At 29.5% G+C, this 23,090-nt stretch carries 17 protein-coding genes; 7 read left to right on the top strand and 10 right to left on the bottom strand.

Going from position 1 to position 23,090, the window contains the following annotated elements; all coding sequences use genetic code 11:
- Positions 1-113 precede the first annotated feature (113 nt).
- Positions 114-1,163: an NAD-dependent epimerase/dehydratase family protein gene (locus tag R3X25_RS13810; protein ID WP_317675532.1), complete on the top strand. Its 1,050-nt coding sequence runs from the start codon at positions 114-116 to the stop codon at positions 1,161-1,163.
- On the opposite strand, the gene R3X25_RS13805 is transcribed toward R3X25_RS13810, so the two are convergent.
- The 4 genes from R3X25_RS13805 to R3X25_RS13790 are packed head-to-tail and all read right to left on the bottom strand — an operon-like array spanning position 1,160 to position 5,759.
- Entirely contained in the window at positions 1,160-1,600 is a 441-nt protein-coding gene (locus tag R3X25_RS13805) for a DUF4268 domain-containing protein (protein ID WP_317675531.1), read from the bottom strand. The genes R3X25_RS13810 and R3X25_RS13805 overlap by 4 nt on opposite strands.
- Before the next feature lie 3 nt (positions 1,601-1,603).
- The gene (locus R3X25_RS13800; RefSeq protein WP_317675621.1) at positions 1,604-2,185 is read right to left on the bottom strand and encodes a tRNA-(ms[2]io[6]A)-hydroxylase; all 582 of its coding nucleotides are present in this window, start codon (positions 2,183-2,185) and stop codon (positions 1,604-1,606) included.
- 24 nt (positions 2,186-2,209) lie between these two features.
- A complete protein-coding gene (dnaX, locus tag R3X25_RS13795) occupies positions 2,210-3,925 on the bottom strand; it encodes a DNA polymerase III subunit gamma/tau (RefSeq protein ID WP_317675529.1) in 1,716 nt (571 codons plus the stop codon).
- 49 nt (positions 3,926-3,974) lie between these two features.
- Positions 3,975-5,759 (bottom strand): AMP-dependent synthetase/ligase, encoded by a 1,785-nt coding sequence (locus R3X25_RS13790; RefSeq protein ID WP_317675528.1) that lies wholly within the window; start codon positions 5,757-5,759, stop codon positions 3,975-3,977.
- Positions 5,760-6,248: 489 nt separating this feature from the next.
- On the opposite strand from R3X25_RS13790, the gene R3X25_RS13785 reads away from it, so the two are divergent.
- Entirely contained in the window at positions 6,249-8,990 is a 2,742-nt protein-coding gene (locus tag R3X25_RS13785; RefSeq protein WP_317675526.1) for a chondroitinase-B domain-containing protein, read from the top strand.
- A 62-nt stretch (positions 8,991-9,052) separates the two neighbouring features.
- Here R3X25_RS13785 and R3X25_RS13780 read toward each other — a convergent pair whose 3' ends face one another.
- Both R3X25_RS13780 and purL read right to left on the bottom strand, forming a co-directional pair.
- Positions 9,053-10,252, bottom strand: a complete 1,200-nt coding sequence (locus tag R3X25_RS13780; RefSeq protein ID WP_317675525.1) for a threonine/serine exporter ThrE family protein — start codon at positions 10,250-10,252, stop codon at positions 9,053-9,055.
- A 177-nt stretch (positions 10,253-10,429) separates the two neighbouring features.
- Positions 10,430-14,113 carry a phosphoribosylformylglycinamidine synthase gene (gene purL / locus R3X25_RS13775; RefSeq protein ID WP_317675524.1) on the bottom strand — a complete coding sequence of 1,228 codons (3,684 nt, stop codon included), beginning with the start codon at positions 14,111-14,113 and terminating at the stop codon, positions 10,430-10,432.
- 189 nt (positions 14,114-14,302) lie between these two features.
- Here purL and R3X25_RS13770 point away from each other — a divergent pair, with 189 nt between their 5' ends.
- On the top strand, positions 14,303-14,983 hold the full coding sequence (locus R3X25_RS13770; RefSeq protein WP_317675523.1) for an RNA methyltransferase: 681 nt from the start codon (positions 14,303-14,305) through the stop codon (positions 14,981-14,983).
- Here the strand turns inward: R3X25_RS13770 and R3X25_RS13765 are convergent.
- The 4 genes from R3X25_RS13765 to R3X25_RS13750 all read right to left on the bottom strand — a co-directional run bounded on the left by R3X25_RS13765 (position 14,973) and on the right by R3X25_RS13750 (position 18,566).
- Positions 14,973-15,341: a DUF4258 domain-containing protein gene (locus tag R3X25_RS13765; protein ID WP_317675522.1), complete on the bottom strand. Its 369-nt coding sequence runs from the start codon at positions 15,339-15,341 to the stop codon at positions 14,973-14,975. The genes R3X25_RS13770 and R3X25_RS13765 overlap by 11 nt on opposite strands.
- Before the next feature lie 3 nt (positions 15,342-15,344).
- Positions 15,345-16,547: an alanine dehydrogenase gene (locus R3X25_RS13760; protein ID WP_317675521.1), complete on the bottom strand. Its 1,203-nt coding sequence runs from the start codon at positions 16,545-16,547 to the stop codon at positions 15,345-15,347.
- Entirely contained in the window at positions 16,540-16,956 is a 417-nt protein-coding gene (gene tsaE / locus R3X25_RS13755; RefSeq protein ID WP_317675520.1) for a tRNA (adenosine(37)-N6)-threonylcarbamoyltransferase complex ATPase subunit type 1 TsaE, read from the bottom strand. The genes R3X25_RS13760 and tsaE overlap by 8 nt, the downstream gene beginning before the upstream one ends.
- A gap of 62 nt (positions 16,957-17,018) precedes the next feature.
- A complete protein-coding gene (locus R3X25_RS13750; protein ID WP_317675518.1) occupies positions 17,019-18,566 on the bottom strand; it encodes a bifunctional response regulator/alkaline phosphatase family protein in 1,548 nt (515 codons plus the stop codon).
- A 41-nt stretch (positions 18,567-18,607) separates the two neighbouring features.
- Between R3X25_RS13750 and R3X25_RS13745 the strand changes: the two genes are divergently transcribed.
- Genes R3X25_RS13745 through lpxA form a run of 4 tightly spaced genes read left to right on the top strand, consistent with a single transcriptional unit; the run spans position 18,608 to position 23,081 of the window.
- Positions 18,608-19,837, top strand: a complete 1,230-nt coding sequence (locus R3X25_RS13745) for an HD domain-containing protein (RefSeq protein ID WP_411556582.1) — start codon at positions 18,608-18,610, stop codon at positions 19,835-19,837.
- Between the two features lie 30 nt (positions 19,838-19,867).
- A complete protein-coding gene (lpxD, locus tag R3X25_RS13740) occupies positions 19,868-20,905 on the top strand; it encodes a UDP-3-O-(3-hydroxymyristoyl)glucosamine N-acyltransferase (RefSeq protein ID WP_317675517.1) in 1,038 nt (345 codons plus the stop codon).
- Positions 20,902-22,299, top strand: a complete 1,398-nt coding sequence (locus R3X25_RS13735; protein WP_317675515.1) for a bifunctional UDP-3-O-[3-hydroxymyristoyl] N-acetylglucosamine deacetylase/3-hydroxyacyl-ACP dehydratase — start codon at positions 20,902-20,904, stop codon at positions 22,297-22,299. The genes lpxD and R3X25_RS13735 overlap by 4 nt, the downstream gene beginning before the upstream one ends.
- Positions 22,299-23,081: an acyl-ACP--UDP-N-acetylglucosamine O-acyltransferase gene (gene lpxA / locus R3X25_RS13730; RefSeq protein WP_317675514.1), complete on the top strand. Its 783-nt coding sequence runs from the start codon at positions 22,299-22,301 to the stop codon at positions 23,079-23,081. Before R3X25_RS13735 ends, lpxA begins: the two co-directional genes overlap by 1 nt.
- Positions 23,082-23,090 lie beyond the last annotated feature (9 nt).

The raw sequence follows: 23,090 nt of genomic DNA, 5'->3' as shown, positions 1-23,090 counted from the left end.
ATTCAAATTTAGTAAGTTTGATTTGAAATTATTGTTACTATTTTAAAATACTTCATATTTATTTTAGCTGTTTTTAGTATTTAATTCTATTTTTGTTCTAAAGCAATTTTTTTATGAAAAAAGTATTAGTTACTGGAATGGCTGGGTTTATTGGATTTCATTTAGCCAAATTATTACTTAAAAACAATTATAATGTTGTTGGGTTAGATAATATAAATGATTATTATGATCCTAATTTAAAATTTGCAAGACTTCAAAATTTAGGTTTTGATACTTCTGAAATTGTTTATAATGAATTACTTACCATTGAGAGCTGTTCGTTTATAAAATTAGATTTAACTGATTTAGAAAATTTGAAAGCTCTTTTTAAGAAAGAAAAATTTGATTATGTGGTAAATCTTGCTGCACAAGCAGGAGTGAGGTATTCTTTAGAGAATCCACATAGTTATGTAGATAGTAATATTACTGGATTTTTAAATATTTTAGAAAGCTGTAGAGCTTTTCCTGTAGAGCATTTAGTTTTTGCTTCATCTAGTTCTGTATATGGTTTAAGTGAAGATGTTCCTTTTCAAGAAGATAATTGTACTGATCATCCATTAGCTATGTATGCTGCAAGTAAAAAAGCCAATGAAATGATGGCGCATTCGTATGCTAATTTATACAATATTCCTTCAACTGGTTTACGTTTTTTTACGGTTTACGGCCCATACGGAAGGCCAGATATGGCATTGCATATTTTTACAAAAGCTATTGTTGAAGATAGAGAGTTTGAAGTGTTTAACAATGGTGATATGAGTAGAGATTTTACATATATTGCTGATATTGTTGAAAGTATTAAACGTTTATTGCCATTAGCTCCTAAAGAAAATCGTACTGATTTTGATCCTAAAAAACCAAAAACTTCAAAAAGTTCTAAAGCATATCAATTGTTTAATATTGGAAATAATAGTCCTGTTGCTTTAATGGATTTTGTAAATGAAATTGAAAAAGCATTAGGTAAAAAAGGTAAAATTGTTTTTAAACCAATGCAACCTGGAGATGTACAATCTACTTATGCTAATGTTGAAAGTTTGTTTAATTATATTAATTTTAAACCACAAACTAAATTATCTGATGGTGTAAAAGAATTTGTAAGTCAATATTTAGAGGCTTTAAAAAATTAAAAAATTGCACGTCTTATAAAGTCTTCAAAGTCTTCAAAAAACTCTTCGAATTGATGCATAGCTTCATTAAAAAATAAATATACGCCTTGCCAAGTATCTTTATTGTATATATTAAATTCTCCGTTGTATTTTACATACACTCTGTGAATAAATTTACCATTTTCTAATAGGTATAACTCATCAAAAATTGCATCGGGTAAGTAATCTTCAAGCAGATTACTTTTTAATTCTAAAAGTTGTTCAAAAAGTAATTGGTTTTTAGTTTTATCAAAAGATTCAATATCAAGTACAACCATTGCTTTTTTTGTGTCTGCAACAAATTTAAAACTGAAATCTTTAATTCTTGTATTGTATAAAATCCATTTACGTGGAAATGATTTTCCGTAACTAGTCCAAAATTCTTTTCTTAATCTTGCTGATTCTTCTTTACTAAACATATATTATCCGTGAACTTTAGCGGTAATTCCTCTAGATTTCATAAAATCGGCTTCATATTGTAATAAACCTTTCCATTTTTCATCTACAATATTTCTATCTTGATATTTACGAGCAAAACCTAAAAAAGTAGTGTAGTGATTTGCTTCAGAAATCATTAAATCGAAATAGAATTTAGATAATTCTTCATCTTTCATATTATCTGCAAACACTTTAAAACGTTCACAACTTCTTGCTTCAATAAGCGCAGCAACTAATAGCCTTTGAATTAAACTTTCGTTTCTGTCTTTAGTTTTTGGGAAATATTTTTGAAGGTGCGCAGCATAATCGTTTTTATTTTGTCGGCCTAAAACCATACCTCTTTTTACCATTATATCATGTACCATTTTAAAATGCTCCATTTCTTCGATAGCAATCAACGCCATTTCTTGTACTAATTCTGTTTCTTCAGAATAGTTAATAATAATTGATGTTGCATTCGCAGATGCTTTTTGTTCAGCATAAGCATGGTCGGTTAATATTTCTTGTAAATCATTTTTTGCTATTTCAGCCCACGAAGTTTCAGTTTCAAACTGTAATCCTAACATCATATCTATTCTATTTTTTAGAAGTTATAAATCTAAATCGAATTTCTTTTTAAATAAATCTATTGCGCTATTCTTTTCAAGTAATTTCTGGTATTTTTCGTGAGGAGTATATGCGTATTTTTTATTTTCTTCTTCATTAACCTCAATAATCAGCTCAACTTTAAAGTTGTTTAAGTTTTTATGAATAAACTCCATTAAGCCATATTTCACCTGTTCTAATTGAGATTTCATCATACCAGATGCTACAATAAAATGAATATTGTTATCAATTATTTTAGGTTGATTGGATCTCATAACAGATGAAGCACTTTTTTTACCTTTTTTATTTAATTGATCGCTGTATTTTTTCCAAAGTAAAATAGCTTTGTTTTCGGCAAAATCATCAGTAGGTTTATTTGGAACTACTTCAATATCAACTTCAATTTCTTCTAGTTTCTTTTTTCGATCAATACTTGTTAATGAAAGGGCAGAAGGTCTTCTGTTTTTTATATTAAGTTTTGGTTTGGGTAATGGTTTGTTTTCTTGTAATTTAACAGTAGGTTTAGTCTCGGTAACTGCTTGTTTTTTTACTTTTTGTTTAATTTCTAAAAGTTGATTTTTTTTATTTTTTGAAACAGCTTTTATAGTTCCTTTGTTAAAATGAAGCGCTGCAATTATGTATGGTTTATTGTTTTTTTTTTCTCCATCAAATGTGATAGAGGCTAATTGCATTAGGGTAAGTTCAACTAGTAATCGTTGATTTTTAGATGTTTTATACTTTAAATCACAATCATTACTTAACTCTATTGCTTTAATTAAAAAACGTAAATCACATTTTTTAGATTGTTCTAAATATTTCTTTTTTGCATTATCTCCAACTTCTAATAATTCTACAGTAACTCCATCTTTTGCAACTAATAAGTCTCTGAAGTGACTGGCTAAACCAGCAATAAAATGGTGAGCGTCGAATCCTTTAGATAAAATAGTATTAAAATGAACTAAAACTTGAGGAATATTATTTTCAAGAATTAAATCGGTAGTTTTAAAATATTCATCATAATCTAGAACGTTTAAGTTTTCTGTAACGGCTTTTCTTGTTAATTCACTACCAGAAAAACTAACAACTCTATCAAAAATCGAAAGCGCATCTCGCATTGCTCCATCAGCTTTTTGAGCAATAATATGCAAAGCATCATCATCAGCATTTACATTTTCTTGTGCTGCAATTTTTGCTAAATATTCTTTAGCGTCTAAAACTCCAATTCGTTTAAAATCAAATATTTGACATCGAGAAAGAATGGTTGGAATAATTTTGTGTTTTTCTGTTGTTGCAAGAATAAATATTGCGTGTGCAGGTGGTTCTTCCAATGTTTTTAAAAAGGCATTAAAAGCCGATTGTGATAACATATGAACCTCATCAATAATATAAACTTTATATTTTCCAGTTTGTGGAGGAATTCTAACTTGGTCTGAAAGGCTTCGTATATCATCAACAGAGTTATTAGAAGCAGCATCTAATTCAAAAATATTAAAAGCAAAATCATCTTCACTAGTTTCACCAGCATGCTCATTTATTTTTTTTGCTAATATTCTAGCACATGTAGTTTTTCCAACACCTCTTGGACCCGTAAATAAAAGTGCTTGCGCTAAATGATTATTTTTTATAGCATTTTCTAGCGTATTTGTAATTGCTTTTTGCCCAACTACATCCCCAAAAGTTTGAGGTCTATATTTACGTGCCGATACTATAAATTGTTCCATCTAGTTAATTTTACACAAAAATAACAAACCTATTCTGATAGAAAAGTTTCTATTCAGAAATTTCATAAATTTTATTATATAAATGTTTATATTTTTTTAATATTTCATCTCTTTTAGGTTTCATAGTTGGGGTTAACAACCCATTTTCAATTCCCCAAAGATCTGGTGTTAATTCAAATTTCTTAATTTTCTCCCATTTTCCAAACCCTTTATTAGCCTTTTTTATTTCTTTTTCAATACGCGCAATAATATGTGGATTTTCTATTAAATCTTGATTACTACCTGGAATTGGTTCGTGATGAATTTTTGCCCAATCACGTAAAAAGTCAAATGCAGGTTGAATAATTGCAGCAGGTAATTTTTGACCTTCACCAATTACTGTAGCTTGTTCAATAAATCGAGATTCTTTCATTGAATTTTCTAAAAGTGCAGGAACAATATATTTTCCACCAGAAGTTTTAAAAATTTCTTTTTTTCGACCTGTAATTGAAAGGAATCCATTTTCATCTAATTCACCTTTGTCTCCTGTATGAAAATAATCGCCAGTCATAACACTAGCTGTTCTTTCAGGATCTTTATAATAACCCATCATTACATTTGGTCCTTTTACAAGTATTTCTCCATCTTCTGCAATTTTAACTTCAACATTATCAATAACTTTACCAACTGAACCAATTTTCATCATGTTATTTTTGTACATGTTAACAGAAATTACAGGTGAAGTTTCAGATAATCCGTAACCTTCAATAATAATCATTCCAGCTGCTGAAAAAACTTTTGCCAGTCTTGGTTGTAAGGCTGCACTACCAGAAACCATATCTTTTAATTCTCCACCAAGTGCTTCTCGCCATTTGCTAAAAATTAATTTATCGGCAATTTTTAATTTTTGATGATACCACCAACCGTTTTTTCCATAAGGTTCCCATTTTAAACCTAAATCTACCGCCCAAAAGAATAGAGCTTTTTTAATACCTTTTAATTCAGAACCCTTATTTATAATTCCATCATACACTTTTTCTAAAAGACGAGGAACAACGGTCATAAAATTAGGTTTAACTTCTTTTAAGTTATCTCCAATTTTGTCAATAGCTTCAGCAAAATATATTTGACCACCCGCATATTGATAATAGTATAATAACATTCTTTCAAAAATATGGCAAACAGGTAAAAAACTTAAAGCTTTAAAGTTACCTTTTTCCATAGGTATTACTTTTTGACAATCTAAAGTATTACTTACAATATTGCTATGAGATAGCATAACACCTTTTGGTGTTCCAGTTGTTCCAGATGTATAAATAATAGTAGCTAAATCTTCAGGTTTTACACTATCCATTATTTTTTGAACATCTGATTGAGTGCTTGTATCCTTACCTAATTCAATAATTTCGTTCCAGTTTTTACATTTTTTAACATCTTCAAAACTATAGATTTCTTTAAGTGTAGGTACATTCTTTTTTACTTTAGAAACCTTTTTATACAATTCTCCATCTGAAATAAAACAAAGAGTTACTTCAGCATGATTGAATATGTACTCAAAATCATCTTTTGCAATTGTAGGGTAAATAGGAACTCCAATAGCGCCAACTTGTAAAATACCAATATCTAAAATATTCCATTCAGTTCTATTGTTTGTTGAAGAAACAGCTATTTTATCACCAGGTTTAACTCCTAATTTTAAAAGGCCTCTGCTCACTGCGTTGGCTTTTTCAATATATTCTTTTGTTGAAGTTGCAACCCATTTACCATTGTATTTTGTATTAAATGCATTGGATAAATTGAATGTTTCTAATTGATATTGAGGAAAATCGAATAATCGAGTAACTTTTTTGGACATTGTATAATTTTTGGTTAAGTGTAGCACGGCAAATTATGAAATTAAAAACTATTTTACAAGTAAGTAAATAACATAATTTAGTATTAGATTTTGATAGATTAATTAAGTCCTATTTATTTTGTTTACTTGTTTTAAATATTATTCTGTTTAAGTAAGAATCTATTTACCATTTATTTCTATAACAATATATTTGTAAAGTGTTATAATATAGATGATTGCAAGTAAAGTTTAATAGTTGTGAATTAATTTCAGTTATAGTATAGAATTTGTGTTTTGTAAATTATAAGATAATAAATAAAGGATTATACAATCATCAAAAATATCTACTCATAATACTTTATTATATAATTTAGTATGTTTTTTGTAACGATTAAATATTTAAGTAGTTCTGTATAAATATTAAAAAATTAGTATTATATTTGGTTAACCAATCTGGAAAACCAGATGTAACCTATATATTTAACTGATTATCAACTAATTTTTTTAAACATGAAAAATTATTACTTATTAAAACTTTATAGCAAATTTATTTTTGGTATTCTATTTTTATTTTCAACAAGTGTGTTTTCTCAAAACATGACTTATAATATTGATGACCCTGAAGCATTAAGAGATGTTATATACCAACCTGGAGATTTAATTATATTAAAAAATGGTACATATACTACTGATGAACGCATGAGATTTCTAGGTTCTGGAACAGAAGAAAATCCAGTTGTTTTTAGAGCCGAAACACCAGGAGGTGTTATTTTTACTGGTGGTCCAAGGTTAACTATTGGAGGTGAAACAGATGATGATACAGGAGATGTAATTGCAACTGGTGAATATTTAGTGGTAGATGGTTTTCACTGGAAAGGTGGTTATGGAGCAAGTAATTTTATTGAATTTAGAAATGGTTATAATTTTGCACATTATAGTACCATTCAAAATTGTGCAATAGATGGGTTAGGAGTTGATCCACAAGAATTAGAAGAAGGTTTAAATCCGGCAGATCCTGAAGATTCTCCAGCTATAGAAAAACATAGATGGATTGTTTTGTATGGAACACATAATACTGTAATAAACTGTTCATTTATGAATAAACAAACTGCAGGTGCTATTATTCTAGCAGAATATGCATACAATGCTTGGGGACCACCTTATGACGAACCTGAAGATGGCGAACCAGATAATGGTTTTGAAACTGTCAATACAAGATGTGATTTAGTAGGGCATACAATTAGCAATAATTATTTCTACAATTTTGAAAAAATGTTAGAGCTGTATGCTGATTATGTAGATGATGAAGGTAATATATCAAATGCTGGAGATAGCGAGACTATACGTATAGGTACAAGTGAATATCAAATGGTAAATAGTGGTGCTACAGTTAGTAACAACTATTTTGTTCAGGCCGATGGTGAAAATGAAATTATAACTAATAAAAGTAAAAATAACACTTATACTAATAACACATTTAGAAGATCTAGAGGATCTTTAGTGCTTCGTCATGGTTCTAATGCCACTGTTGATGGAAATTATTTTTTAGGTGAAAATGTTGATGGTACAGGAGGTATTAGAATTACTGATAGTGATCATACAATTACAAATAATTATATCCAAGACTGTGTTACAACTGTATCACAAGCTAAATGGAATAATGGTATTACATTTATTGGAGGAAGTGCTGATCCTGCTGTTGATTGTTCTGAAGAAGATGCTTCTAACGGATATCAACAAACAGAAAATATTATTTTATCAAATAATACTATAATGAACACATATTCACCTTTATTTTATAATGTAGATAAAGGTTCAACTGATCCAACAGGAACAGTTGCTAATAATTTAATTTATTTTGAAACGGGTAACCAAAATATAACAGATGTTATTTCAGGTGATACAGAAACTTCTTTTGCAAATTTAGGTACAGCATTAACCTATACAGGAAATGTTTTTACAGGAACTACTTTAGGAGAAGATTTAGATGTTACTGAATTTTCAGAAGAAACCGGAATTACGGCTACAGCTTCTGGTGATGATATTTTTACGTTTTCTGGAACAGGATCTGAAGGTAAAGGAGCTGATATGGGTTCTTATGCTCCAACAACAGATGAAATGGTTGGGTACGGTATTGGTGCTTGTTTTTTAGATTTTGAAGGCCTTAATATTTCTGATGGTGATTGTAATATTGAAATACCAGAATCTTTAACTGTTGGTTCTTTATCTACATTAGGGTATGAAGCATCGAGTGACAATGAAGTTTCAGTTACTGCTAATGTTATTTGGACAGCTGAATCTAACGATACTTGGATAACTATTGATGGTAGTGATACAACTTCAGGTACTGGTAATGCAACAGTTTTAGTTTCAGTTACTGCTAATGTTGAATTAAGTGTTAGAACTGGTACGGTAACTTTTACAGGTGAAGGTACAGATGGTGATATTATAAAAACATTAACTATAACTCAAGAAGGTGCTCCTCGTTCAAATTTAATTAATACTGGAGAAGAAGATGATCCAGTATCTATATTTTTTGTTTCAAAAGAAAATACTTCTAAATCTGAATTAGCAATAAATACGTTAGATAAAGATATGGGTTCTGTATGGACAGCCGATGATGGTGATGTATTAACCGGAGATTATAAAGGAGATGGAGAATATATTATTTATAATTTGGGTGATATATACACACTAGATTTTATTCAATTTAATACTACAAATAAAAGTGATGCTTTTGGTTTTCAATTTTTAGTATCTACTACAGGTACAGAAGATTCTGACTTTTCTTTAATTTTACCAACTTCAGGAGATTTATTATTTACAGCTACAGGAACTACAGAATTTAATGAGTACGAAGTTTCTGCTGAAGCGCAATATGTAAAAGTAATTGGCTATGGAAGATTTAATGCTAGTGGTGATAATAGAGAAAGCGCATGGAGTGCTATTGGAGAAATTGAATTTTATGGAGATAAGGTACTTTCTGTAGATGATTATGAATTTAGTAAAAATATTTTAGTTTATCCTGTTCCTGCAAAGGGTAATTTAAATATTAAAATTCTAAATAATAACAGTATTAATTCTATAAAATTATTTAGCTTAAATGGTAGATTAGTTAAAGAGAAAGAAGTAAATAGTTTGGAGTCAGATGCATTTATTAATGTTGAAGAATTATCAAGTGGAACATATATTCTTAATCTTTCAAATACAAATAAGTTAAATATTTCAAGATTAATAATTGTAACCGATTAATAATTTGGTTTTAAGTTTATAATAATTAAGAGCGCTTGCAAAGTTTGTAAGCGCTTTTATTTTTAATTAGACGGTTGTCTAAATACACCAGCAAATATTAATCCACCTATAATTCCCATTAATATAAAAGCAACTTGTTCAAATAAATTTGTTGTATTTATAATAGATGACTTTAAAAAAGAATTACTTAAACCCATAAAAGATTTGCTACCTGGAACCAACATTATAATTCCTTGTATTAAGTAAACTGTTTTTGGTGATTTTGTTATTTTACTAAATAATTTACTAATAGTAACAACTGCAATTGTTCCTATAAAAGTACTAATAAGTATTCCATAATTAGAAAATGCAACAGTTAAAAAGAATCCTGTAACACCTGTTAGAACACCTAACAACATATCTTTTCTTCGAACTTGGAAAATGGGTAAAAGAGTAATTGAAAAAATTGGAATTGCACAAAACATAATCCAATTTGGCATTTCTGAAGTATGGTTTAAAAGCTGAAAATTTATAAATGAAGACATTAATGTAACGCCTAATAAAGCACCAAAAAACTGTTTGAAAAGTGATATTAATGAATCGAATAGTTTTGCACCACCCGAAACTAAACTTTTAGAGGTGATTTCTTCCAAAGCTGTTGTAATTGCCAATCCCGGAATAAATATAATAATTGCTGAAAGTATACTTATACCTACATTAAAATCAGGGAAAACTAAATAAATTAAACAAGCCAGAACTGTTATTACAAATGAAACTAGAGATTCTAAAACAGTTTCTAAATAGGACGATCTAGTAGATAGATATACCATAAAATAAACCAACGCACCTAATAAAAGAGAAAATCCAAATGAAATCCAGTTGGTACCAATCATTAGACTAAATGCACCTGAAGCAAAAGTATACGCAAGTGTTAATACAAAATGATTTATTTTTTTAGTTTTAATATGAATTAAATCTAATTCTTCCTTTAAAGAAAAACCATCATCGTTATTTTCAATAACTTTATTAGTAACTTCATCAATTCTAGATAATGCACCTAAATTTAGATATCCAGGAGGAATACATTCTACATAATTATATGAATTTTCGTCATCATAAAACGTATAGTTAATCCAAGTAGGTAAATCCATAAAAACACCTTTAATTCCTTGTTGTTTAGCTACTTTAGATAAGTACGATTGAATTTTATAGGAAGGAATTCCATAAATATGTAAGGCTTTTCCCAATTCAATAATAAATTGGTATTTTTTAGGTGGTTTCATTTGCTGTTATCAAAATTTTTGCAAAAGTACATTATTTAAAGCTATGAACTTCAGTGAAGTGTGCGTGATTTTATTTTATACGGAATGTTAAACAAAAAGCAAATAAAAATAAAGACCTAACAGATATTTTGATACTTGTTAGGTCTTAATATAATTATTTTGACAAATAAATTAAAATTATTTAGTCAGCCATTTTCTAGCATTTACAAAAGCTTCAGCCCAAGGAGAAACTTCATCTTTTCTTCCTTCAGGATAATTTGCCCAGTTCCATTGGAAAATAGAACGCTCAATATGTGGCATCATTACTAAATGCCTACCATCTTTTGAACTCATCATGGCTGTATTATAATCAGATCCATTAGGATTTGCAGGATATCCTTCATAACCATATTTAGCTACAATATTGTATTCTTTTTCTTCTAAAGGAAGGTTAAATTTACCTTCACCATGTGAAATCCATACACCTAAAGTACTTCCAGCTAAAGAAGAAAGCATTACAGAATTATTTTCTTGAATATTTACCGAAGTAAAATTACTTTCGTGTTTCATAGAATTATTATGAAGCATTTTTCCGTGAACTTCATGTTCTGGATTAATTTCTTCTAACTCCATAAATAATTGGCAACCATTACAAATACCAACAGATAAAGTATCTTCTCTTTTAAAGAAATTTTGTAAAGCCGTATTTGCTTTTTCATTGTATAAAAATGCACCAGCCCAACCTTTTGCAGAACCTAAAACATCGGAATTACTAAATCCACCAACTGCACCAACAAACTGAATATCCTCTAATGTTTCACGACCAGAAATTAAATCAGTCATATGTACATCTTTTACATCAAAACCAGCTAAATACATAGCGTTTGCCATTTCACGTTCAGAATTTGAACCTTTTTCACGAATAATAGCAGCTTTTGGCCTTGGTTTTGAAGCATCAATTTCAGGAAGTTTACCTGTAAAATGTTTAGGGAATGTATATTTTAATGGTTGATTTTTATAGTTTTTAAATCGTTCCTCGGCTGTATTGTTCGCACATTGCTTTTGATCTAATAAATATGAAGTTTCAAACCAAATATCACGTAAATAAGCTACGTTAAAACTAAACACTTCTTCGTTGTGAATAATGTTTACATTTTCGCCTTCTGTAGCTGTTCCAATTTCAAAGAATTCAACATTACTTTCTTTTAATATTGTAGGAATACTATTATCTGTACTTTGGAAAATAATTCCGCTATTCTCGGCAAATAAAAGCTTTACAGTATCTTTTTCTTTTAATTGAGATAGGTTAATGTTTAAACCAACACTCTCGCTAGAGAAACACATTTCTAATAGTGTTGTTAACATTCCACCAGCAGAAATATCATGACCCGCAATTATTCTATCTTCTTTAATTAACTTTTGAACGGTATTAAATGCATTTTTGAAATAAGCTGCATCATTTACTGTTGGAGTTTCTTTACCAATTTTTGCATTTGTTTGTGCAAAAGAAGAACCTCCTAATTTATAACTATCTTTTGATAAGTCGATATAATACAGTTTGTTATCTTCAGTTGTTTTAACAACTGGTTCAACTACTTTTGTTATATCATTACAGTGCCCAACTGCCGAAATAATAACTGTTCCAGGAGAAATAACATCTTCATTTGGATATTTTTGTTTCATTGAAAGTGAATCTTTTCCTGTTGGAACGTTAATTCCCAATTCAATAGAAAATTCTGAAACAGCTTTAACTGCTTTGTATAACCTAGCATCTTCTCCTTCATTTTTACAAGGCCACATCCAGTTAGCTGATAATGAAATAGCTTTTAAATCATTTTCTAATGGTGCCCAAATAACGTTTGTTAACGCTTCAGCAATAGAATTTTTACTTCCAGCTTCAGGATTAATAATTGCACTTACCGGTGAATGACCAATTGACGTTGCAATACCTTCTTTTCCTTTAAAATCTAGAGCCATAACGCCACAATTACTCAAAGGTAATTGTAATGCTCCAACACATTGTTGTGTTGCAACTTTACCACCAACACAACGGTCCACTTTATTTGTTAACCAATCTTTACAAGCAACTGCTTCTAATTTTAATACATTTTGAATGTAATGGTGAATATTATCTACATTATATTCAAGCTGTTTATAATTTCTTTTAACCGTTTTATCAGTTAAAATTGTTTTTGGAGAGCTACCAAACATATCTTCTAATTCTAAATCCATAGGTTTTGCACCTGTAGTTTTAGATTCAAACGTAAATCTATCATCATTAGTAACTTCACCAACTTCATAATAAGGAGAACGTTCACGTTCTGCAATTCTTTTTAAAGTTTCAGCATCTTTACCGTTAATAACTAATCCCATACGTTCTTGAGACTCGTTACCAATAATTTCTTTTGCTGAAAGAGTAGGGTCACCAACAGGTAATTTATCTAAATCGATAATTCCACCGGTTTCTTCAACTAATTCAGATAGACAGTTTAAGTGTCCACCAGCACCATGATCGTGAATTGAAACAATAGGATTTACATCACTTTCTACCATTCCACGAATTGCATTTGCAGCACGTTTTTGCATTTCTGGATTTGAACGTTGAACAGCATTTAATTCAATTCCACTTTCAAAAGCACCTGTATCTGCTGAAGATACAGCAGCTCCACCCATTCCAATTCTATAATTTTCACCACCAAGAATTACAATTTTATCGTTTTCTTTTGGTGTATCTTTCAAAGCTTGTTCTTTTTTACCATAACCAATTCCACCGGCAAGCATAATTACTTTGTCAAACCCTAATTTTCTAGCGCCTGCATTGAGTGAAGTCGAAGTGTCTTCTTGGTGTTCAAAAGTTAATAAAGAACCATTAATTAATGGTTGTCCAAATTTATTTCCAAAATCTGAAGCTCCGTTTGAAGCTTTAATTAAAATTTCAATTGGAGTTTGGTATAGCCAATCACGCTCTTTCATTCCTTGTTCCCAAGGTCTATTTTCTTTTAAACGTGAATAAGAAGTCATATAAACAGCAGTTCCGGCTAAAGGTAAAGAACCTTTTCCACCAGCCAATCTATCTCTAATTTCTCCACCAGAACCTGTAGCAGCGCCGTTAAATGGTTCTACGGTTGTAGGAAAGTTGTGAGTTTCAGCTTTTAAAGAGATTACAGAATTAAAATCTTTTTTCTCATAAAAATCTGGTTTATCAGCACTTTTAGGAGCAAATTGTTCCACTTTTGGACCTTCTACAAACGCTACATTATCTTTATAAGCTGAAACAATTGTATTGTGGTTTTGTTTTGATGTTTCCTTAATTAATTTAAATAGGGAAGAAGGCATTTCTTCTCCATCAATAACAAATGTTCCGTTGAAAATTTTATGACGACAGTGTTCTGAATTTACTTGCGAAAAACCAAAAACTTCTGAATCGGTAAGTTTTCTACCAATTTTCTCACTTAAATTATTTAGGTATTGAACTTCTTCATCGCTTAAAGATAAACCTTCTTGCTTGTTGTAAGCTGCTATATCTTCAATATCTAAAATTGGTTCAGGCTCAATTTCAATAGTAAATATTTCTTGATTTAATTCTGAATATTTTTGAAAAATCATAGGATCAAAACTTTCGCTTTCATTAGAACTATTGAATTCTTCAATTCTAATAATTCCTTCAATTCCCATATTTTGCGTTATTTCAACAGCATTTGTACTCCAAGGAGTAATCATAGCTGCTCGCGGACCAATAAAGAATTGAGTTATAGAAGTTTCTTCTAGTTTAGGTTGGTTTCCAAAAAGCCAGTTTAATTTGTTAGTTGTTTCAGGAGAAAGTTCTTTTGACGTTTGAACAGCATAAATTTTACCGTTTGCGTTTCCAAAGAAATGGATCATAAGATGATTTTTTAGTGTGTTGTTTAAAGCGCAAATTTAATTAAAATAAAAGAAACAACTTCACATTAAATCATCTTAAAATAATAGTTATTAAAAGAGTTTTAAACATTCCTTTTTTAGTTAGAATTAAATGAAAATGTATAATTATTTTAATATTTTTGAAATATAGTTTTCAAAAATAGATTTCACATGGTAGATTATAAATTAACCGAATATTTAGAACAGTTTGTAACTGAAAAAAGAAGAAATTTATTTCGAAAGGTTTTAGAAGATCGTACGCGTCATTTTACAGTTGCTATTGAAGATATTTATCAACCTCAAAATGGAAGTGCAGTAGTTAGAACATGTGATATATTTGGAATACAAGATATTCATGTTATTGAAAATAAATATAAATTTTACGCTTCAAATCAAGTAGCAAAGGGTGCTCAAAAGTGGTTAGATTTCAATTTTTACAGAGAACGAAATGTAAATAATACAAAAGTTTGTATTGATAATTTACGCAGTAAAGGTTACCAAATTATTGCAACTACACCACACAATGAATCTTGTTATTTGGAAGATTTTGATTTTACTAAAAAGTCAGCTTTCTTTTTTGGAGTTGAAAAAGATGGTCTTTCTAAAGAGGTAATGGATAATGCTGATGGTTATTTAAAAATTCCAATGGTTGGATTTACAGAAAGTTTAAATATATCTGTGGCTGCTGCTATTATTTTGCAACGATTAAGAGAAAAGTTAAAATCTAGTACTATTGATTGGCAACTTTCTGATTTAGAGAAAGATGAAAAATATTTAGATTGGATGGAAAAAACTATAAAGAGTATTAAAAAAATAAAGGAGCACTATTATGCTGAAATAGCTAATCAATAATTATTTTTTCTATAAACGCTGTAGAATCACAGTTTTTAATGGTAAGTGTAACGTTTTTTTGTTCTTTTTTTCCTTTTATTTCATAACGTATACAAGTGTCTAATTTTACTTTATTCCACATATCGGCATTTCCATTTTTTAATATTTTTGATACCACAGAAGTATCTAAATTTTTAGATTGAAGTGAAAATAATGCTTCATTAGAAAAAACACGATTTTTAATTCTAATATTTTTTAATAGGCGTGAATTAGGTCCGTAGTTAAATTCTGTTCCTTTTTTGTTCCAAATAAAAACCACTAAAATAATTCCAATTACAAGTCCAAAAAGGTAGTAAGGTAAACGTTCTTTAAAAGTCATATACTATAAAAACAATAAATTTATATCTCTAAAAGGTAATCCAAACCAATCAGCAACAGTTCTGTTTGTTAAAATTCCGTGGTAAAAGTACATACCTTTTTGCAAACTTTTGTCTAAACGTGCAGCATTTTCAAATCCACCTTCTTCAGCAATATTCATTAAATAAGGTGTAAATATGTTACTTATTGATACTGAAGCAGTTCTGGAATATCTTGAAGGTATATTTGGTACACAATAATGTATAACTCCGTGCTTTTTAAAGGTTGGATTTTTATGTGTAGTTACGTCAGAAGTTTCAAAACAACCACCACGATCAATGCTTACATCAACAATTACGGCTCCATCTTTCATTTGTTCTACCATACTTTCGTTTACAAAAACAGGTGATCTAGAAACACCTCTAATTGCTCCAATAGCAATATTACAACGCATTAACGATTTTAAAAGTGTTTTTGGTTGAATAGTAGATGTGTAAATTGGTCTTCCAAGTCTTTGTTGAAGGCTACGCAATTTTGTTAATGAATTATCAAATACTCTAACATTAGCACCCAATCCAATAGCTGACCGCGCGGCAAACTCACCAACAGTACCGGCTCCTAAAATTACAACTTCGGTTGGTGGAACACCACTAATATTTCCTAGTAATAATCCATTTCCATTGCTAGCTTTACTTAACATTTCTGCTGCAATTAGAATAGAAGCAGTTCCTGCAATTTCACTTAATGATTTTACTATGGAATAAATTCCGTGCTCATCGCGGATATAATCAAAAGCAAGAGCCGTAATTCTTTTACTAGCCAATGCTTCAAAATATTTTTTTGTTTGTGTTTTTAATTGTAAAGCAGAAAACAAAACGCTTTGTGGATTTATATATTCAATTTCTTCTAAAGAAGGTGGTTCAACTTTTAGGATAATATGACAACCAAAAGCTTCTTTTTCATCGTATGATATTTTTGCACCAGCTTCAGAATATTCAGTATCTGAAAAATTTGCACCTTCACCAGCACCAGTTTCAATAACAAATTTATGTCCTTGAGCAGTTAATGCGCCAACAGCATCGGGCGTTAAACACACTCTTTTTTCTTGGTAATGCGTTTCTTTAGGAATTCCAATAACTAATTCTCCTTTGCTTTTAGCAATTTCTAAAGTTTCTTCTTGAGGAATTAGTTCGTGTAAGCTAAATGGCGAAGTAATTTTTTTACTCATTATTTTTAAGTGTAATGGTTCGTTGTTGATTACTGTTTATTGTAATAGTAACATTAACAGATTCTAAAGGTAGTAAATTTTCTATTTTATTAGGCCATTCTACTAAACACCAATTATTACTGTAAAAATATTCTTCAATTCCCATGTCCATAGCTTCATTTTCATCATTAATTCTATAGAAATCAAAATGATAAACAGCTTCTCCATTTTCTGAAAGGTATTCATTTACTAAAGAAAAAGTAGGAGAGTTTACATTATCATTTACACCCAATTGTTTTACTATTTCTTTGATTAAGGTTGTTTTACCAACACCCATTTCACCAAAAAAAAGTAATATTTTATGTTTTGAATTTGAAATAACTTCTTTAGCTACATCAGCTATTTCGTTTAAACCGTAATTTTTTACCATATAATTTATTTTGTGGTTTAAAAGTTTAAAGGTTTCCTTTATATTTTTATATGCTACTACTATTATTTAGGTACAAATATAGCACAAGGAATTATCATTTCTTCTAAAGAAATTCCTCCATGCTGATAGGTGTTTTTATAATACTTAACAAAATGATTGTAATTATTAGGATATGCAAAAAAGTAATCTTCTTTTGCAAAAATAAAAGAACTACTCATGTGAATAGAAGGTAGTTGAATATCTTCTGGGTTTTTAACAGCAAAAACATCTTTATCTTCATAAGTTAAGCTTCTACCAGTTTTATAACGGAGGTTTGAACTTATGTTTTTATCACCAATTACTTTTGTAGGTTCTTTTGAATTAATAGTTCCATGATCTGTAGTTATAATTAATTTTAACCCTAATGCTTGCGCTTTTTGAATCATTTCTAGCAACGGAGAATTTTTAAACCAACTATTAGTTAAGCTTCTGTAAGCTTTATCATCACTAGCTAATTCTTTTATAACTTCCATTTCCGTTTTAGCATGTGAAAGCATATCTACAAAATTATATACTACAACAGTTAAATCGTTTTCTTTTAATGCATTAAAGTTTTCAACTAAACTTTTACCACCTTTTAATGTGGTTATTTTATAGTATTCACTTTTAATATTTTTATTCAGTCTTCTTAATTGTGTATTTAAAAAATCTTCTTCGTGTAAATTTTTACCACCTTCATCCGTATCATTTTTCCAGTAATTTGGATGTTTTTTAGACATTTCTAAAGGTGTTAAACCAGAAAAAATGGCATTTCTAGCATATTGTGTTGCGGTTGGTAAAATACTGCAATACGAAATTTCTTCTTGTTTTTTATAATATTTATTAATGGTTTTTTCTAAAACTAAATATTGGTCGTATCTTAAATTATCAACTACCACTAATAAAGTTCCTTTTGAATTTGAAACTTCAGGTAAAATTACTTTTTGCATTAATTGATGCGATAAAATAGGAGCGTCATATCCTTCAATCCAATCTGTATAATTTTTTTTAATGAATTTAAAAAACAACGAATTTGCTTCAGCTTTTTGACTTTCAAGAATTTCTACCATTCCAGTATCTGAAATATTTTCTAATTCTATTTCCCAGTAAACTAGCTTTTTATAAAGCTCAACCCATTCTTCATAAGAATTTACTATTGCTAAATCCATGGCAATTTTTCTAAATTCTTGTTGGTAGTTCGAGGTTGTTTTTTCTGAAACCAATCTAGAATGATCTAGATTCTTTTTTAAACTCAATAAAATCTGATTTGGATTTACAGGTTTAATTAAATAATCAGCAATTTTATTACCAATTGCTTCCTCCATTATATATTCCTCTTCACTTTTAGTAATCATTACAATAGGTAAACTAGGCTTTTTACTTTTAATTTCTGTAAGTGTTTCTAAACCAGTTAGTCCAGGCATGTTTTCATCTAAAAAAACAATGTCAAAGTTTTGTTCATTACACATTTCAATGGCATCAGTTCCATTTGTGCTTGTTGAAACCTTGTATCCTTTTTTTTCGAGAAAAAGAATATGCGGTTTTAAAATTTCAATTTCATCATCTACCCATAAAATGCTTATATCACCCATATATATTATTATCTTTGCTGTAATTTATAAAATTAATTATTTTGACCGAAATAAAAACGAACAAACTTAAAATATTAAACGACCCAATATATGGGTTTATTACAATTCCAAATGCTTTAATTTTTGATTTAATACAACATTCTTATTTTCAGCGATTAAGAAGAATTTCGCAAATGGGTTTATCGCATTTAGTATATCCAGGAGCGCATCATACACGTTTTCATCATGCATTGGGTTGTTTACATTTAATGCAAAAAGCAGTTTCAATATTGCGTTTTAAAGGTGTTAAAATTTCGGAAGATGAAGCAAATGCTGTTTATATCGCAATTTTATTACACGATATTGGTCATGGACCTTTTTCACATGCGTTAGAAAATAATATAGTTACAGGAATTAGTCATGAAAAAATTTCATTAAAATTTATGGAAGTTTTAAATGAAGAGTTTGAAGGTAAATTAACGTTGGCAATAACTATATTTAAAGGTAATTATCCTAGAAAATTTCTATATCAGCTTATTTCAAGTCAGTTAGATATGGATAGGTTAGATTACTTAAAACGTGATAGCTTTTATACAGGTGTTGCAGAAGGTAATATAAATTCGGAGCGTTTAATAACTATGTTAAATGTAAAAAAAGATGAACTAGTTGTTGAAGAAAAAGGAATTTATTCTGTTGAAAAATTTATTGTAGGTCGCCGTTTAATGTATTGGCAAGTTTATTTACACAAAACAGGTTTAGTTGCAGAAAAATTATTAGAAAAAGTATTAAAAAGAGCTAAAGAATTAACCTCTAAAAACATAGATTTACCAGGAACAAAAGCTTTTAAATTCTTTTTAGAAAATCCTATAAATGAAGAAAATTTTACTTTAGAAACCTTAAAAAGGTTTGCTAAATTAGATGATTATGATATTTTTTCATCTATTAAAGAGTGGATTTCTACAGATGATCTTATACTTTCTAAATTAGCTGAAAACCTTGTAAATAGAAAACTTCCAAAGGTTATTTTACAATCAACAAAGTTTAATAATAATGAGATTGAAAAAGTAAAAAAGGATATTCAAAAAAAGAGCAATTTCAATAATAATGAGATTGATTATTTTATGTATCATGGAGAAGTTCAAAATCAAGCTTATGATAGAACAAAAAATAATATTCAAATATTATTTAAAAGTGGAGAAATCAAGGATATTACTGAAGCATCAGACCATTTAAACCTTCAAGCATTATCAAAACCAGTGTTTAAGTATTTTATATGCTATCCAAAACAATAATATTCAACTTTTTTTTTACTTTTGCAGATAATGAAATTTACAGCTAACCAAATCGCAGAAATTTTAGAAGGTAATGTAGTAGGTGATGGAGAAGTAAAAGTACACACGCTTTCAAAAATTGAAGAAGGAGTAGAAGGATCGTTAACGTTCCTATCTAACCCAAAATATACATCTTACATATATTCAACAAATGCATCAATAACAATTGTTGATAAAAACTTTAACCCTGAAAAAGACATATCAACAACTTTAATTAAAGTTAATGATGCTTACAAGGCCTTTTCTAAATTACTTCATTTTTATAACGAAGCTAAATTAAATAAGTCTGGAATTGAGCAACCATCCTTTATTTCAAGTTCAGCTAAAATAGGTGAAAATTTATATTTAGGTGCGTTTTCTTATATTGGAGACAATGTTTCTATTGGAGACAATGTGAAAATTTATCCTAATACACATATTGGAGATAATGTAAAAATAGGAAATAATGTAGTTTTATTTTCAGGAGCTCAAATATGTTCAGAAACAGTAATAGGTAACTATGTTAATATACATTCAGGAGCAATAATTGGCGCTGATGGATTTGGGTTTGTTCCAAATGAAGAAGGAGTATATAGTAAAGTTCCACAAATAGGAAATGTTATTATTGAAGATCATGTAGATATTGGAGCAGCTACAACTATTGATAGAGCAACTTTAGGTTCAACAATAATTAGAAAAGGAGTAAAATTAGACAATCAAATTCAAATTGCTCATAACGTAGAAATAGGAGAGAACACAGTAATTGCTGCACAAACAGGAATTGCAGGCTCAACTAAAATTGGGAAAAATTGTATGTTAGGCGGCCAAGTTGGTATTGTAGGACATATTACTATTGGAGATAATGTAAGAGTTCAAGCGCAATCGGGTATAGCCCGCAACATAAAAAATAATGAAGTTATTCAGGGAACTCCAGCCATAGGCTATTCAGATTTTAACAAATCATACGTATATTTTAAAAAGTTACCTGACTTAGTATCACAAATTCACTCTTTGCAAAAAGAATTAAAAGCTTTAAAAGAAGAAAAATGAGTTTAAAACAGAAAACTATTAAAAACGAAGTAACTCTTTCAGGTGTAGGTTTACACACAGGAAACAAAGTTACTATGACATTTAAACCTGCTCCAATTAATCATGGGTATGCATTTGTTAGAGTTGATTTAGAAGGAGAACCTGTAATTGAGGCATTATCAGATTATGTTGTAAATACTCAACGTGGAACAAACCTCGATAAAAGAGGAGTAAGTATTAACACATCAGAGCACGTATTAGCTGCATGTGTAGCGTTAGGAATTGATAACGTATTAATTGAAATAAACGCTCCAGAACCTCCAATTATGGATGGTTCATCTAAACATTTTGTTGAAGCATTAGAAAAAGCAGGTATAGAAGAACAAGATGCTGAAGTAGAAGAGTATATAGTAAAAGAAGTAATTTCTTACAGAGACGAAGAAACTGGAAGTGAAATTATATTAATGCCAAGTGATGAATATCAAATCACTACAATGGTAGATTTTGGTACTAAAGTTTTAGGAACACAAAATGCAACCTTAAATAGTTTAAGTGATTTTAAAGAAGATATAGCAGATGCTAGAACTTTTAGCTTTTTGCATGAACTTGAAATGTTATTAGATAATAATTTAATAAAAGGAGGCGATTTAAATAATGCTATAGTTTACGTAGATAAAGAAATATCTAATGAAACTATGGATAAATTAAAAAAGGCTTTTAATAAAGAAACGCTTACCGTTAATCCAAATGGAATTTTAGATAATCTAACTTTACGCTGGGCAAATGAAGCTGCTCGTCATAAATTATTAGATGTAATTGGAGATTTAGCACTTGTTGGAACCAGAATTAAAGGTAAAGTTATTGCAAATAAACCAGGACATTTAGTAAATACTGTTTTTGCAAAAAAATTAAGAAATAAAATTAAGCAAGAAAAAAGAAATAAAGTACCTACTTACGATTTAAATCAACCACCATTAATGGATATACATCAAATTATGGATGTATTACCACATAGACCTCCGTTTTTATTAATTGATAGAATTATCGAATTATCAGATAAACACGTTGTGGGAATGAAAAATGTAACAATGAATGAAGATTTTTTTGTTGGGCATTTTCCAGGAGCACCTGTAATGCCAGGTGTTTTACAAGTAGAGGCTATGGCTCAATGTGGAGGAGTGTTAGTATTAAGTACAGTTCCTGATCCTGAAAATTATTTAACATACTTCATGAAAATGGATAATGTTAAATTCAAACAAAAAGTATTACCAGGAGATACATTAATATTTAAAGCGGAATTAATTTCACCAATTAGAAGAGGGATTTGTCACATGCAATCTTACGGATATGCAAATGGGAAATTAGTAGTAGAAGCAGAATTAATGGCGCAAATCGCTAGAAAACCAAAAGAATAATGAATCAACCATTAGCATATATACACCCAGGAGCAAAAATAGCAACAAATGTAGTTGTAGAACCATTTACAACAATTCATAATAACGTTGAAATAGGTTCTGGAACATGGATTGGATCAAATGTTACTATAATGGAAGGTGCTAGAATTGGTAAAAATTGCAGAATTTTTCCAGGAGCAGTAATTTCAGCAATACCTCAAGATTTAAAATTTGATGGTGAAGATTCCCTTGCAATTATTGGAGACAATACAACCATAAGAGAATGTTGTACCGTAAATAGAGGGACAAAAGCACTAGGAAAAACCCAAATAGGAGATAATTGTCTAGTAATGGCAACTTCACATATTGCTCATGATTGTGTAATAGGAAATAATTGTATTTTAGCAAATGGGTCTGTAATTGCAGGACATGTAACTGTTGGAGATTTTGCTATTTTAAGTGGATTAGTTGCAGTACACCAATTTATTCATATTGGTCAGCATGCAATGGTATCTGGAGGATCTTTAGTTAGAAAAGATGTACCTCCATTTGCTAAAGCAGGAAAAGAACCTTTGTCATACATAGGTATCAATTCAATAGGGTTAAGAAGAAGAGGATTTTCAACAGAAAAAATAAGAGAGGTTCAAAATATTTTTAGAATTTTGTACCAGAAGAATTACAATACTTCACAAGCTTTAGAAAAAATTGAAGCAGAAATGGAGGCAACACCAGAAAGAGATCAAATAATTCTATTCATAAAAAATTCTCAAAGAGGAATTATGAAAGGATATACAGGAAGTTAATAAGGATAA

Source organism: Lutibacter sp. TH_r2 (assembly GCF_033101135.1).
Taxonomy (GTDB): Bacteria; Bacteroidota; Bacteroidia; order Flavobacteriales; family Flavobacteriaceae; genus Lutibacter.
This window is presented reverse-complemented; position numbering and strand designations above follow the sequence as displayed.